Raw genomic sequence first — 13,942 nt, forward strand, 5'->3', positions numbered from 1 at the left:
CGGATAACGGGTTTTCCCAAAGAGCTAGCAATATCCATGCCCCCCTGACAACAGGAGTCAAAATGCAAAAGATAGTGATCGTCGCGAACGGTGCGGCCTATGGAAGCGAATCGTTATTTAACAGTCTGCGTCTGGCCATTGCCCTGCGCGAACAGGATGACAGCCTCGACCTGCGACTTTTTTTGATGTCGGACGCAGTAACGGCGGGAATACGCGGGCAGAAGCCGACGGAAGGCTACAATATTCAGCAAATGCTGGAGATCCTGACCGCACAAAACGTGCCGGTGAAGCTGTGCAAAACCTGCACCGATGGTCGTGGCATTACCACGCTGCCGTTAATTGACGGCGTTGAAGTCGGGACATTGGTGGAATTAGCCCAGTGGACGCTGGCAGCAGATAAGGTGTTAACCTTCTGATAGACGGCTTTTCAGGCAAGCACACTGAAAGAGCCGGATATTTCCAGATTTAATCTGTCAGGGGCGCGGTTTCTCTAAACGTAAGCACGCCCTTTCAACGCTTTTCAGGGATTTTGTCATTTTTGTTTAATCGTTATGCCATTTTTTGATCAAAATCAGCATCCCGTCCCTCCCCCTTTGGTGTTATGCCATGAGTGAAATGTGAACAACATCACGCAGCACTTTCGACAGAAAGTACGTTGTTTTCAAGAACGGGGTGAAAAATGGCATTAGTGAAGGCAAGTTTGAAATTGTTTGGTGGAGATACGGTGGTAGTGCGCTGCTCTGAGCGCTGTCACATTCATCTGATGAGCGAGAAAAATCACGTCAAAGACACGCAGACCGACATTTTAAGCGTGCAGGATCGGGATAACGCATGGCTGACCGTGCCGTATACCGGCACGTGGAATGTTCTGATCGACAGCCACAGCCAGTCGCTGGAGCATTCCATCAGTTATATCGCAGCCTGATAGTTAGCTGCCCGAAAGCACTCTCGCTTCTCGGGCAGTTCGCCGGCTCAGGCAAATCCTGGTCGCATGACCCCTTCCGGTAACACCTCGCCCAGCAGTCGTTTGACCGTGACGATCAGTTCGCTCAGACAGTCATCCTGCATCCCTAACCGGGACAGTTCTTGTTCCAGCGAGAACAGATACTGCGCGTTGGTCCCAAGTGGCCCACTGGCGGCGGCAATCAGCGGCGCGATCACCTGCGCGCGCGTATCGGACTCAAACAACGGATGCCGCGGATCCATAATAAAGACCAACGCATTGACCGTCCGCCCGTCATCAAGCGTGAGCTGACACCAGGTCGGAAGATAGCAGCCGGTGATCATTTCTCGCTTCCACAGCAGCGACAATTCTTGCTCCAGCGAGGCATCCGGCAAGCGGTAGGCCACACCGGTGGTACGTCCCCCTTCTTTCAGCGCCAGCATCCGTCCAGGCTGACACGCCGTGCCTCGTCCTGCCGTCAGGCGCAGACAAAATGCCCGATGCCAGCCGACTAACGTGCCGGTACACGATTCTTCAAACTCTAAGGCCGGGTTCCACATCAACGATCCATAACCAAAGATCCACACCGGTCCATCATCTGGTCGGCAAGCGAGCGTGGCGGCCAGTGAGGCTGCACGTTGTTCCGCTGACCAGAGTAGTGATTCTTCAATAGCACCAAATGCCGTCTTACAGTCGGCATTCAATAAAAAATCACGCGTTAACACCTTACACCTCCGCCACTGCAACATCCCTGCGACAACTTTTTGACGCCTTCCGGGCTTTTTTGCTGCTCATTTTGAAACCAATATCAGGACAATAGGCAATTCACTGACCGCTTGCAAGGCTACAAAGACTCAACGGCACTTTATATCCTGTACTTATGTTTCGCTCAGGACCGACATTTTCCCTATTATCAGTGTCAATATTTGTGTTCAATTAAAACTAACACATTGTTATTTAAATGCTCTCTAAACAAGATAAGGGATTTTACTCACTTTGAAGCAAGAAACAGGCCACGCCGTAAAATTACGTAAAAACAGATCGGAAATACCGAGATATCTGTTATTTTTCACATTCTTTAATACATTTATAATTATAAATACCTGCAGAGATGGAGAGTAACGTAAATGACACATGCACATGAGGCGGTAAAAACCCGCCACAAGGAGACCTCGCTCGTCTTCCCGATAGTGGCGCTGGTAGTGCTGTTTTTATGGGGGAGCAGCCAGTCACTACCAGTGGTTATCGGCATTAATGCGCTTGCTCTGGTGGGCATATTAAGCAGCGCATTTAGCGTTGTTCGTCACGCAGACGTATTAGCCCACCGACTCGGTGAACCCTATGGTTCCCTGATCCTGAGCCTGTCGGTGGTTATTCTTGAAGTCAGCTTAATTTCTGCATTAATGGCAACGGGCGACGCCGCGCCTACGCTAATGCGCGACACGCTGTACTCGATCATTATGATCGTCACCGGGGGTCTGGTCGGTTTTTCATTACTGTTAGGCGGGCGTAAATTTGCCACCCAGTATATGAATCTGTTTGGTATTAAACAGTATTTGATCGCCCTGTTCCCGCTGGCCATTATTGTGCTGGTGTTCCCGATGGCATTGCCGGGCGCGAATTTCACCACTGCGCAGGCGCTACTGGTGGCGTTAATTTCTGCCGCAATGTACGGCGTATTTCTGCTGATTCAGACAAAAACGCACCAGAGCCTGTTTATTTACGAACACGAAGACGAGGGTGACGACGACGACCCGCACCACGGTAAACCGTCAGCGCACAGTAATATGTGGCATGCTGTTTGGCTTATTGTTCATTTAATTGCGGTTATCGCAGTGACCAAAATGAACGCCAACCCACTGGAGACGCTGTTAACGGAACTGAATGCGCCGGTTGCGTTCACTGGTTTCCTTGTCGCATTGCTGATCCTCTCTCCTGAAGGGCTGGGTGCGCTGAAAGCGGTGCTGAGCAATCAAGTACAGCGGGCAATGAATCTGTTCTTCGGCTCCGTGCTCGCCACCATTTCACTGACAGTTCCGGTTGTAACGCTGATTGCGTGGGCGACGGGCAACGACCTGGTGTTTGGCTTAGGTTCGCCAGAGATGATTGTGATGGTTTCTTCGTTGGTACTGTGCCAAATTTCCTTCTCGACCGGGCGCACGAACGTGCTTAACGGTGCGGCACATCTGGCACTGTTTATCGCCTATCTGATGACCATCTTTGCCTGATTCATAAAAAAGCCGGATGCGACGCAAAGCGTCATATCCGGCCTACAGTGATTTTTGCGTCGTAGGCCCGATAAGCGTAAGCGCCATCGGGCACACAAGCCAAACTCAGTTCTCAGTATCCAGTTCGTCGAAGCTTTTCACCAGATCATCAACCGCTTTGATCTGGGTGAGGAACTGTTCCAACTTCGCCAGCGGCAGCGCGGAAGGACCGTCACATTTCGCATTGGCTGGATCCGGATGTGCTTCAATGAACAGACCCGCCAGACCCACCGCCATACCGGCACGCGCCAGTTCAGTCACCTGCGCACGACGACCGCCGCTTGCAGCACCGAACGGGTCACGGCACTGCAGCGCGTGGGTAACGTCAAAAATAACCGGTGAGTTACCGGAAACTTTCTTCATCACGCCAAAGCCCAGCATATCCACAACCAGGTTGTCGTAACCGAAGTTTGCGCCACGATCGCACAGAATAACCTTGTCGTTGCCGCCTTCATGGAATTTATCCACGATATTACCCATTTGACCTGGGCTTACGAACTGCGGTTTTTTGACGTTGATAACGGCACCGGTTTTCGCCATCGCTTCAACCAGATCGGTCTGGCGAGCGAGGAAGGCCGGAAGCTGAATCACGTCCACAACGTCAGCCACAGGCTGCGCCTGGCTGGCTTCATGCACGTCGGTGATCACTTTTACGCCAAAGGTTTGTTTCAGTTCCTGGAAGATTTTCATCCCTTCTTCAAGGCCCGGACCACGATAAGAGTGGATGGAAGAACGGTTGGCTTTATCAAAGGAGGCTTTGAACACGTAAGGGATACCCAGTTTTTGAGTAACGGTTACGTAGTGCTCACAAATGCGCATCGCCAGATCGCGGGATTCCAGCACGTTCATGCCGCCAAACAGCACGAATGGCAGGTCATTTGCCACGTTGATGTCGCCAATGCTAACCACTTTTTGTTTCATAGGATCGCCTTAAACGGTAGGTAAAGTGTCATTAATCAATGCAATACAATATGCTTGTGCGAAATAGTATTTATCTGCGCACGGATCATTTCGCTGATCGGGTCTTCCGGACACTGCTCAACAAAATAACTTAAATCGGTTAACGCAACATGTTCACATTCCAGCTGCGCGTAGATCAATCCGCGATCGCGTATTTCATACGGATCTTCAGGATTAAACTGCAATAAGGCTTCACTGGCGCGCAGTGCCAGCTCCATTTGCCGTTCTTCCATCAGCGATGATTTCAGCGTGTCGAGCAGTTTGCGGATCACTTCCGCGTTATCCGCCTCATCGAGATCTTCGTTAAACAGCTCAGCTACCGGGCTGATATTGCCCTTTAGCCACACTTCCAGCGTGTGCTCATTTAACGTTTCGCCATTGAACGGGTTAATCAACCACATTTCGCCTTCCAGTGATTCAATGCGCAGGATTAACTGCGTCGGGAAAATCACCGGCACCAGAGGCAGATCCAGCCGATTGGCCAGCCACAACAAGATGGCACCAAGCGACACCGCGCTGCCCTGACGATTTTTCAGGACCTGGTCGAGCCAAAGTGCATCAGAAAGACGATAGACGCCGCGGGTATCCGTAAACCCCCAGTCGCCGTAAAAAAGTGCCAGCAATTTTTCCAGTTGCTCATCCTGAGACAGGAGCTGGCTAATTTCTTCATGCGCGAGGCTGGCCAGACGTTCCAGTTCGTCGTAGACAGATTGCGTAGGGAAATCCAGGCGGATAGACTCCGATGCCAGGATCATCCCATCGCACAATGGCGCTTTATTAAATTCGAAATCAGCTAACGACCTCATGATTACCCCAGTAACGGTATTTTTGTGGTGGCGAGTTTAATGATGATGTACAGCACCACCAGCGCCAGCGGAAAGGCGATTAAACGCGCCTGCTGGCTGCGCGCCCGACGATAATCGAGCGCAATAAAACCCAAAACGATGTAAATGATAACCCCAAACAGCTTTTCAGTCAGCCATGTCCCCTGTTCGGTGAATGGCAGGATGTGCGTTTTAGCGATCAACGCCACGCCGCTGAGTAACAAAACGGTATCAATGACCGGCGGAGCAATCCGCGTCCAGCGCGCTGACGCAAGGCGTGCTTGCGTGTAACGCCACCAAAAACGCAGCGTGAGCAGCCCCACGGACAGCGCAATGCTAATAAGATGAACGCCGAGCAACAGGCTGAAGGTGGTCATGCAGCGAGGCGCCCGAGCGTAATGCGCTCGTTGCCGCCGTAATCACGACAGGTTTCGACCGCCTGGTATCCACTGCGCGTAAACGCGTCACGCACCGCCTGTCCCTGCTGCCAGCCGTGTTCCAGTAGCAAATAACCGCCAGGGGTTAACATGTGTTTAGACTGTTCGATGATATGCACGATATCCGCCAGGCCACTCGCGCCCGCCACCAGCGCGGTCAGCGGCTCAAAACGTACATCGCCTTGTGCCAGATGCGGGTCCTGCTCATCAATGTACGGTGGGTTACTGACGATCATGTCGAACTGCTGCCCCTGTAAAGCGCTGAACCAGTCGCTTTGCAGCACGCGCACATTGTTGATGCCCAGATGCTGCGTATTGCGGATCGCCAGCGCCACGGCGTCTGGCATCCGATCAACCGCCGTCACGTCGCAGTCCGGGCGCTCGGAAGCCAGCGCCAGCGCAATAGCGCCCGTACCGGTCCCCAAATCCACAATGCGGCACGCAGAGGCAGGCAGGCGTGCCAGCGCCTGCTCGACTAAGCATTCGGTGTCCGGACGTGGAATAAGCGTCGCCGGCGATACGAACAGCGGCAGCGACCAGAACTCGCGAACGCCGGTTAAGTGCGCCACCGGCTCTCCCCGTTGACGACGCGCCACCAGCGCGTTCAGCTGTTCCTGCTGTGCCGCGGTTAATACCGTTTCACCAAACGCCAGAATAAAGGTACGCCCTTTGCCGGTAACGGTCTCGAGTAAGATCTCGGCGTCGCGGCGCGGGCTTTCGCTGTTCTGTAATTGGGCTATTGCTTCACGCAGCCAGTGCTGATAATCCATTAATCCTGCTCGGACAACGCCGCCAACTGGTCGGCCTGGTATTCCTGGACAATCGGCTCAATGAGCATATCCAGTTTCCCTTCCATCGCTTCGTCCAGACGGTAGAGCGTCAGGTTGATGCGGTGATCGGTCACGCGACCCTGTGGGAAGTTATAGGTACGGTTACGATCGCTGCGATCGCCGCTGCCTAACAGGTTGCGGCGCTCGGAGGATTCCGCCTGCTGGCGTCGCGCCACTTCGGCGGCACGAATACGTGAGCCCAGCACCGACATCGCTTTAGCTTTGTTTTTGTGCTGTGAACGTTCGTCCTGACATTCAACCACAATACCGGTCGGTAAGTGGGTAATACGAATAGCCGAGTCGGTGGTGTTAACGTGCTGGCCACCGGCCCCCGATGAACGGAAGGTATCAATGCGCAGGTCAGCCGGATTGATGTCCGGCAGTTCCGCTTCCGGCAGCTCAGGCATTACCGCGACCGTACAGGCAGAGGTATGGATACGTCCCTGAGATTCGGTGGCCGGAACGCGCTGTACGCGATGACCGCCGGACTCGAACTTCAGTCGACCATACACGCCATCGCCGCTCACTTTGGCAATAATTTCTTTATAGCCGCCGTGTTCACCTTCATTGGCGCTCATGATCTCCACGCGCCAGCGGCGAGATTCAGCGTAACGGCTGTACATACGGAACAGATCGCCTGCAAACAGCGCCGCTTCATCGCCGCCGGTTCCGGCACGCACTTCAAGAAACGCATTACGTTCGTCATCCGGATCTTTCGGCAGCAGCAGCACCTGCAGATGCTGTTCCAGTTGTTCACATTTTTCTTTTGCTTCGCGCAGTTCATCCTGCGCCATCTCACGCATTTCAGGATCGTCGAGCATCATCTGTGCTGTTTCGATATCATCCTGAACCTGTTGCCAGTCCGTGAAACAGCGAGAAACATCGCTTAACTGGGCATATTCGCGCGACAGCGCACGAAAGCGATCCTGGTCTGCGATGGTTCCCGCATCGCCGAGCAGCGCCTGAACTTCTTCATGGCGTTCATGCAGGGCTTCCAGTTTGGCAACGATAGAAGGCTTCATAGGCGTAAATGCACCCTGTAAAAAATAAGATTGGTGTGCTGCTACTCCAGCCCGAGGCTGTTGCGCAGAATATTCAGGCGTTCACTATCCCCGTCACGGGCAGCCTGTTGAAGAGATTTGGTTGGTGCATGGATCAGGCGGTTAGTCAGTTTCCAGGCCAGATCTTGCATAATGGCTTGCGCATCACCGCCCTGTTGAAGAGCAGCCAACGCTTTGGCGGTCAGTTCATCACGCACTTGTTCTGACTGACTGCGATATTCGCGGATGGTGTCACTCGCGCTTTGGGCGCGGAGCCAGGCCATAAATTCGCTGGTTTCCTGCTCGACGATCGTTTCTGCTTCCACCGCCGCCGCTTTACGCTGCGCCAGATTATGCGAAATGATGCTTTGCAGGTCGTCAACGCTGTACAAGTAAGCGTTCGACAGTTTGCCGACCTCCGGCTCAACATCGCGCGGTACGGCGATATCGACCAGCAGCATCGGCTGATTGCGGCGGTTTTTCAGCGCGCGCTCCACCATCCCTTTACCGATAATCGGCAGCGGGCTGGCGGTAGAACTGATAATGATATCGGCGTCCTGTAAACGTGCGTCGATATCACTCAATGAGATCACCTCAGCGCCGACTTCGTCTGCCAGCACCTGCGCACGTTCACGCGTACGGTTGGCGATGATCATCTTCTTCACTTTGTGTTCGCGTAGATGACGCGCCACCAGTTCGATGGTCTCACCTGCGCCAACCAGCAGTACGGTTACCGTGGACAGCGATTCAAAGATTTGTCGCGCCAGCGTACAGGCCGCAAAAGCAACGGACACGGCACTGGCGCCGATGTCGGTTTCGGTGCGGACACGTTTGGCGACGGAGAACGATTTCTGGAACATGCGCTCCAGCGCACTGGCGTTCAGGTGGCCTTTTTGCGAATCCGCAAAGGCTTTTTTCACCTGGCCGAGAATTTGTGGCTCGCCGAGTACCAGCGAATCCAGGCCGCTGGCAACCCGCATCAGATGGCTGACGGCGTCGTTGTCCTGATGCCAGTAAAGGCTGCTGCGCAGTTCTTCTTCATTCAGATTATGGTATTCGCACAGCCAACGGATCAGCGCCTCTTGCAGGTTATCCTGCTCTTCGACGCTGAGATACAGCTCCGTGCGGTTACACGTCGACAGCACTACCCCGCCTTGCACCATTGGCTGCGCAAGCAGGCTGTCCAGCGCCTGATCGAGCGTATCCGGCGAAAACGTTACGCGTTCTCGCAGCGATACAGGTGCCGTTTTATGGTTAATACCAAGCGCTAAAAGGGTCATGTGTGCGGGAATAGTACCAGCGTTGATAAGGTTAGACTGCGGGCATCATACAGGATGCGTGCGGCCAATAAAAGAGACTGCCCCCTTTTGGAGTAATAGCTTAGTGCACAAATTTTAGTGATTTAAGATAACGTGAACGTAGACGAGGTTAGATGGCGGCGCTAGCATTAAGAACTATAACTGCAACGTATCTCAAGGATTTGTCATCATTATGACCCTGCCTGATTTTCGCCTGATCCGCCTGCTGCCGCTGGCAAGCCTGGTCCTCACCGCCTGTACACTCAATGCGCCGAAAGGTCCTGGCAAAAGCCCGGACTCCCCGCAGTGGCGTCAGCACCAGCAGGAAGTGCGTGCGCTGCACCAGTATCAGACGCGCGGCGCGTTTGCCTACATTTCCGAACAGCAGAAGGTCTATGCCCGCTTCTTCTGGCAGCAAACCGGTCAGGATAACTATCGTCTGCTGCTGACCAATCCGCTGGGCAGTACCGAACTGGAACTGAAAGCCCAGCCGGGCAACGTCGAGCTTGTCGATAATAAAGGCAAGCATTATACCGCCGATGATGCCGAAGAAATGATTGGCAAACTGACCGGGATGCCGATTCCGCTCAATAGCCTGCGTCAGTGGATCCTCGGTCTGCCGGGCGATGCAACCGATTACAAACTTGACACGCAGTACCGTCTGAGCGAAGTCAACTACAGCCAGAACGGTAAGCGCTGGAAAGTGGTGTACAGCGCCTACGACAGCAAAACGCAGCCAGCGATGCCCGCTAACATGGAACTGTCCGACGGCGACCAGCGCATTAAGCTGAAAATGGATAACTGGATCGTGAAATGATGACCCATTGGCCCTCTCCGGCAAAACTGAATCTGTTTTTATACATCACCGGACAGCGTGCGGATGGTTATCACACGCTGCAGACGCTGTTTCAGTTTCTCGATTACGGCGATGATATCCGCATTGAGTTGCGCGATGACGGCGACATTCATCTACTCACCCCGGTTGCGGGTGTAGAGCATGAAGATAACCTGATCGTGCGCGCCGCGCGTTTGCTGATGAAAACTGCCGCAGAAAGTGGACGCTTGCCCGCCGGGCGCGGCGCGGCCATCAGCATTGATAAGCGCCTGCCAATGGGCGGGGGTCTGGGCGGAGGCTCCTCGAATGCCGCAACGGTTCTGGTGGCGCTGAACCACCTCTGGCAGTGCGGGCTGTCCGTCGATGAACTGGCAACCATCGGATTAACTCTGGGTGCCGACGTGCCGGTATTTGTACGCGGACACGCGGCCTTCGCCGAGGGGGTGGGAGAAATTCTCACGCCGGTCAATCCACCGGAAAAATGGTACCTGGTTGCTCATCCTGGCGTCAGTATTCCGACGCCGGTGATTTTTAAAGACCCGGAACTCTCGCGCAACACGCCAAAAAGGTCAATAGAAACGTTACTAAAATGTGAATTCAGCAATGATTGCGAGGTTATCGCAAGAAAACGTTTTCGCGAGGTTGATGCGGTGCTTTCTTGGCTGTTAGAATATGCGCCGTCGCGCCTGACTGGTACAGGGGCCTGTGTCTTTGCTGAATTTGATACAGAGTCTCGTGCTCGCCAGGTGCTTGAGCAAGCCCCGGAATGGCTCGAAGGCTTTGTGGCGAAAGGTGTCAACCTCTCCCCATTGCACAGAGCGTTACTCTAAATCATTCGGGTTTCAGGAAGATGGCGAGATGACGGAACGCCCGGCGCATACAAAAGTATGTGACTGGTGTGAGGAATTGATGCCAGCCCACATGAAACGCGAGAGATAACGAGTAAGCCGGGCAAGCTGAGTTGCGGTGACAACGTCACCCCGTTCCAGACGTTGCATCGCGCTCTTTAATACACCGCCTGGAGAGGATACTGCCTGGCCCGCACAGTTTTCGGCAGATTCTTTCCACCAATGGACGCATGCCTGAGGTTCTTCTCGTGCCTGATATGAAGCTTTTTGCTGGTAACGCCACCCCGGAACTAGCACAACGTATTGCCAACCGCCTGTACACTTCACTCGGCGACGCCGCTGTAGGTCGCTTTAGCGACGGCGAAGTCAGCGTACAAATTAATGAAAATGTACGCGGTGGTGATATTTTCATCATCCAGTCCACTTGTGCCCCTACTAACGACAACCTGATGGAATTGGTCGTTATGGTCGATGCTCTGCGCCGTGCTTCCGCAGGCCGTATCACCGCCGTTATTCCTTACTTCGGCTATGCACGCCAGGATCGTCGCGTACGTTCCGCTCGTGTACCGATTACCGCAAAAGTCGTCGCTGACTTCCTGTCAAGCGTTGGCGTTGACCGCGTCCTCACCGTTGACCTGCATGCTGAACAGATCCAGGGCTTCTTTGACGTACCGGTTGATAACGTATTCGGTAGCCCAATTCTGTTAGAAGACATGCTGCAGCTGAACCTGGACAACCCGATTGTGGTTTCTCCGGACATCGGTGGCGTCGTGCGTGCCCGCGCTATCGCTAAGCTGCTGAACGATACCGATATGGCTATCATCGACAAACGTCGCCCGCGAGCGAACGTTTCTCAGGTGATGCACATTATTGGTGACGTTGCAGGTCGTGACTGTGTCCTGGTTGATGACATGATCGATACCGGCGGTACGCTGTGCAAAGCAGCAGAAGCGCTGAAAGAACGTGGTGCCAAACGCGTATTTGCTTACGCAACTCACCCGATCTTCTCAGGCAATGCGGCAAACAACCTGCGCAACTCGGTGATTGATGAAGTCGTGGTTTGTGACACCATTCCACTGACCGACGAAATCAAAGCACTGCCGAACGTGCGTACGTTGACCCTGTCGGGTATGCTGGCCGAAGCGATTCGTCGTATCAGCAACGAAGAATCCATCTCTGCTATGTTCGAGCATTAATCGAGCCCGGCTCAAAAACCCGCTGCGGCGGGTTTTTTTATCCGTTTTATTTATTTGTATGATTTATGCCAACTTCAACTATCATTTTCTAGATAGATGATGCGCCCATGGATGAAACATTATTGTGAACAGACTATTTTCCTCACATGTGATGCCTTTCCGCGCCCTCATCGACGCTTGTTGGAAAGAAAAATATACCGCCTCGCGCTTTACCCGTGATCTGATCGCCGGGATAACCGTGGGCATTATTGCTATCCCGCTGGCAATGGCGTTGGCAATTGGCAGCGGCGTTGCGCCACAATACGGCCTGTATACCTCAGCCGTTGCCGGGATTGTTATCGCCCTTACCGGTGGTTCACGTTTTAGCGTCTCCGGCCCTACCGCCGCCTTCGTGGTGATTTTGTATCCGGTGTCGCAGCAGTTCGGGCTGGCAGGTCTGCTGGTGGCTACGCTGATGTCCGGGATCTTCCTGATCCTTTTCGGCCTCGCCCGCTTTGGCCGATTGATCGAATATATTCCGGTCTCCGTTACCTTAGGCTTTACCTCAGGTATCGGTATCACCATCGGTACCATGCAGATTAAAGATTTTCTCGGTCTGCAGATGGCACACGTCCCGGAACACTACCTGCAAAAAGTGGGTGCGTTGTTCATGGCCCTGCCGACCATTAACCCTGGTGATGCCGCCATTGGCGTGGTCACGCTGGGGATCCTGATTTTCTGGCCGCGTCTGGGGATCCGCCTGCCTGGTCATCTTCCGGCGCTGCTGGCCGGTTGTGCGGTAATGGGCATCGTTAACCTGACAGGTGGCCATGTCGCGACCATCGGTTCTCAGTTCCACTACATTCTGGCGGATGGTTCGCAGGGCAACGGTATCCCGCAACTGCTGCCACAGCTGGTGTTGCCGTGGGATATGCCGGGGTCGGACTTTACGCTAAGCTGGAGTTCATTACGGGCGCTGTTACCGGCAGCCTTCTCGATGGCGATGCTCGGCGCGATTGAATCCCTGCTGTGCGCTGTGGTGCTCGACGGGATGACCGGCACCAAGCACAAAGCCAACAGCGAGCTGGTGGGTCAAGGGCTGGGGAATATCGTCGCGCCATTCTTTGGCGGCATCACCGCCACCGCCGCAATTGCCCGCTCTGCGGCTAACGTTCGCGCCGGGGCCACCTCGCCCATTTCTGCGGTGATCCACGCGATTCTGGTTATCCTCGCCCTGCTGGTGTTAGCTCCGTGGCTTTCCTGGCTGCCGCTTTCCGCCATGGCGGCCCTGCTGCTGATGGTGGCGTGGAACATGAGTGAAGCCCATAAAGTGGTGGATCTGCTGCGTCACGCACCGAAAGACGACATCATCGTGATGCTGATGTGTATGTCGCTGACCGTGCTGTTCGATATGGTGATCGCCATCAGCGTCGGTATCGTCCTTGCCTCGCTGCTGTTTATGCGCCGCATTGCGCGCATGACGCGCCTGGCACCGGTTAACGTAGACGTACCGGACGATGTGCTGGTGCTGCGTGTGATTGGCCCGCTGTTCTTTGCCGCCGCGGAGGGATTGTTTACCGATCTCGAAACCCGCATTGCAGGCAAGCGCATCGTGGTACTGAAGTGGGATGCCGTCCCGGTACTGGATGCCGGTGGTCTGGACGCCTTCCAGCGTTTTGTTAAACGACTGCCGGAAGGCTGTGAATTACGTATCAGTAATCTGGAATTCCAGCCGCTGCGCACCATGGCACGGGCGGGTATTCAGCCCATTCCCGGCCGTCTGGCGTTCTTCCCGAACCGTGATGCCGCGCTGGCCGATATTTAACGTTTAGCAATGACCGGCAGGCTTTGCTTGTCGGTCACTCTTCACTTCTGTAATCCCCTCTGAGTTGCTATTATCATTTCCCCTACTCCTGATAATACCCACAACAATGAACCCTAATGCTATGTTTACCTTTCGTGAAATTACCGCGACGGATATCCCAGCCGTGCAATTATTTATTATTCGCCATTTGAACCTTTACTTCAGTGCTAACCGGCCAGCCCCCGCCCCACATGAAGATGTATTTGATATCAACCACCAGTATATTCAGCAGCAACGGAGTCTGTTACTCGGTGTCTGGAATGCGCAGCAGCAACTTATCGCTACGCTGGCTGTATGCCAGTACGATGACAGAATATCGACATTAAAAGGACGGTATGAGTTGTCCGAAACGGCAGAAATTTGTCGTTGTTATGTCGAAAAAGATTACCGTAGACAAGGCATTGGCAGCCAATTAGTCGCACTGGCAGAACAGTTTTGCCAGAGTCAGCGGTATAAAATACGTTATCTCCATACTCACCACTTTTTACCCGGAGGCTATCAATTCTGGTTGCGTCATCATTTCAGCGTTTTTTCTGATGAAGGTGGTGAACAGCAAATCGTACACATGGAAAAACAATCACAATAATGTGACAGTGCGCTAATAATTTAATTATTTAGTAA

General features: G+C 53.7%; 15 protein-coding genes. 8 read left to right on the forward strand and 7 right to left on the reverse strand.

The annotated features are described in order from the left end of the window. The first annotated feature begins 62 nt into the window (after positions 1–62). Complete coding sequence (locus tag FDW98_RS04080; protein ID WP_096756774.1) at positions 63–416, forward strand: DsrE/DsrF/TusD sulfur relay family protein; 354 nt, start codon at positions 63–65, stop codon at positions 414–416. A gap of 263 nt (positions 417–679) precedes the next feature. Further along, a complete protein-coding gene (locus FDW98_RS04085; protein ID WP_096756773.1) occupies positions 680–925 on the forward strand; it encodes a DUF1883 domain-containing protein in 246 nt (81 codons plus the stop codon). A gap of 47 nt (positions 926–972) precedes the next feature. On the opposite strand, the gene FDW98_RS04090 is transcribed toward FDW98_RS04085, so the two are convergent. After that, a complete protein-coding gene (locus FDW98_RS04090; protein ID WP_096756772.1) occupies positions 973–1,668 on the reverse strand; it encodes a gamma-glutamylcyclotransferase in 696 nt (231 codons plus the stop codon). A 402-nt stretch (positions 1,669–2,070) separates the two neighbouring features. Between FDW98_RS04090 and chaA the strand changes: the two genes are divergently transcribed. After that, positions 2,071–3,171 carry a sodium-potassium/proton antiporter ChaA gene (gene chaA, locus FDW98_RS04095; RefSeq protein WP_096756771.1) on the forward strand — a complete coding sequence of 367 codons (1,101 nt, stop codon included), beginning with the start codon at positions 2,071–2,073 and terminating at the stop codon, positions 3,169–3,171. Positions 3,172–3,276: 105 nt separating this feature from the next. Here the strand turns inward: chaA and kdsA are convergent, their stop codons facing one another. The 6 genes from kdsA to hemA are packed head-to-tail and all read right to left on the reverse strand — an operon-like array spanning position 3,277 to position 8,581. Further along, positions 3,277–4,131, reverse strand: coding sequence for a 3-deoxy-8-phosphooctulonate synthase (gene kdsA / locus FDW98_RS04100; RefSeq protein ID WP_096756770.1), 855 nt, complete (start codon positions 4,129–4,131; stop codon positions 3,277–3,279). Between the two features lie 35 nt (positions 4,132–4,166). Beyond that, on the reverse strand, positions 4,167–4,976 hold the full coding sequence (gene sirB1, locus FDW98_RS04105; RefSeq protein ID WP_096756769.1) for an invasion regulator SirB1: 810 nt from the start codon (positions 4,974–4,976) through the stop codon (positions 4,167–4,169). A gap of 2 nt (positions 4,977–4,978) precedes the next feature. Continuing rightward, a complete protein-coding gene (sirB2, locus tag FDW98_RS04110) occupies positions 4,979–5,371 on the reverse strand; it encodes an invasion regulator SirB2 (protein WP_096756768.1) in 393 nt (130 codons plus the stop codon). Beyond that, positions 5,368–6,201: a peptide chain release factor N(5)-glutamine methyltransferase gene (prmC, locus tag FDW98_RS04115; RefSeq protein ID WP_096756767.1), complete on the reverse strand. Its 834-nt coding sequence runs from the start codon at positions 6,199–6,201 to the stop codon at positions 5,368–5,370. Before prmC ends, sirB2 begins: the two co-directional genes overlap by 4 nt. Beyond that, on the reverse strand, positions 6,201–7,283 hold the full coding sequence (gene prfA, locus FDW98_RS04120; protein WP_096756766.1) for a peptide chain release factor 1: 1,083 nt from the start codon (positions 7,281–7,283) through the stop codon (positions 6,201–6,203). The genes prmC and prfA overlap by 1 nt, the downstream gene beginning before the upstream one ends. 41 nt (positions 7,284–7,324) lie before the next feature. Then, positions 7,325–8,581, reverse strand: coding sequence for a glutamyl-tRNA reductase (hemA, locus tag FDW98_RS04125; RefSeq protein WP_096756765.1), 1,257 nt, complete (start codon positions 8,579–8,581; stop codon positions 7,325–7,327). Positions 8,582–8,792: 211 nt separating this feature from the next. Between hemA and lolB the strand changes: the two genes are divergently transcribed. From lolB to FDW98_RS04150, 5 genes are all read left to right on the forward strand, one after another. Beyond that, positions 8,793–9,416 carry a lipoprotein insertase outer membrane protein LolB gene (gene lolB, locus FDW98_RS04130; protein ID WP_096756764.1) on the forward strand — a complete coding sequence of 208 codons (624 nt, stop codon included), beginning with the start codon at positions 8,793–8,795 and terminating at the stop codon, positions 9,414–9,416. Next, entirely contained in the window at positions 9,413–10,264 is an 852-nt protein-coding gene (gene ispE / locus FDW98_RS04135; RefSeq protein ID WP_096756763.1) for a 4-(cytidine 5'-diphospho)-2-C-methyl-D-erythritol kinase, read from the forward strand. Before lolB ends, ispE begins: the two co-directional genes overlap by 4 nt. A gap of 266 nt (positions 10,265–10,530) precedes the next feature. After that, positions 10,531–11,478 (forward strand): ribose-phosphate diphosphokinase, encoded by a 948-nt coding sequence (prs, locus tag FDW98_RS04140; protein ID WP_001518537.1) that lies wholly within the window; start codon positions 10,531–10,533, stop codon positions 11,476–11,478. 124 nt (positions 11,479–11,602) lie between these two features. After that, positions 11,603–13,282: a C4-dicarboxylic acid transporter DauA gene (gene dauA / locus FDW98_RS04145; protein WP_096756762.1), complete on the forward strand. Its 1,680-nt coding sequence runs from the start codon at positions 11,603–11,605 to the stop codon at positions 13,280–13,282. A gap of 106 nt (positions 13,283–13,388) precedes the next feature. Beyond that, complete coding sequence (locus tag FDW98_RS04150; protein WP_096756761.1) at positions 13,389–13,907, forward strand: GNAT family N-acetyltransferase; 519 nt, start codon at positions 13,389–13,391, stop codon at positions 13,905–13,907. Positions 13,908–13,942: the final 35 nt, after the last annotated feature.

The sequence above is a fragment of the Citrobacter sp. wls711 genome, from assembly GCF_005281055.1.
Classification (GTDB): Bacteria; Pseudomonadota; Gammaproteobacteria; order Enterobacterales; family Enterobacteriaceae; genus Citrobacter; species Citrobacter gillenii.

Bases quoted from the DNA above. Each gene is read 5' to 3' on its own strand.
- sirB1 (WP_096756769.1), bottom strand. From the start codon at position 4,976: ATGAGGTCGTTAGCTGATTTCGAATTTAATAAAGCGCCATTGTGCGAT.
- prfA (WP_096756766.1), bottom strand. From the start codon at position 7,283: ATGAAGCCTTCTATCGTTGCCAAACTGGAAGCCCTGCATGAACGCCAT.
- ispE (WP_096756763.1), top strand. From the start codon at position 9,413: ATGATGACCCATTGGCCCTCTCCGGCAAAACTGAATCTGTTTTTATAC.
- sirB2 (WP_096756768.1), bottom strand. From the start codon at position 5,371: ATGACCACCTTCAGCCTGTTGCTCGGCGTTCATCTTATTAGCATTGCG.
- FDW98_RS04080 (WP_096756774.1), top strand. From the start codon at position 63: ATGCAAAAGATAGTGATCGTCGCGAACGGTGCGGCCTATGGAAGCGAA.
- FDW98_RS04150 (WP_096756761.1), top strand. From the start codon at position 13,389: ATGAACCCTAATGCTATGTTTACCTTTCGTGAAATTACCGCGACGGAT.
- hemA (WP_096756765.1), bottom strand. From the start codon at position 8,581: ATGACCCTTTTAGCGCTTGGTATTAACCATAAAACGGCACCTGTATCG.
- prmC (WP_096756767.1), bottom strand. From the start codon at position 6,201: ATGGATTATCAGCACTGGCTGCGTGAAGCAATAGCCCAATTACAGAAC.
- chaA (WP_096756771.1), top strand. From the start codon at position 2,071: ATGACACATGCACATGAGGCGGTAAAAACCCGCCACAAGGAGACCTCG.
- kdsA (WP_096756770.1), bottom strand. From the start codon at position 4,131: ATGAAACAAAAAGTGGTTAGCATTGGCGACATCAACGTGGCAAATGAC.
- lolB (WP_096756764.1), top strand. From the start codon at position 8,793: ATGACCCTGCCTGATTTTCGCCTGATCCGCCTGCTGCCGCTGGCAAGC.
- FDW98_RS04085 (WP_096756773.1), top strand. From the start codon at position 680: ATGGCATTAGTGAAGGCAAGTTTGAAATTGTTTGGTGGAGATACGGTG.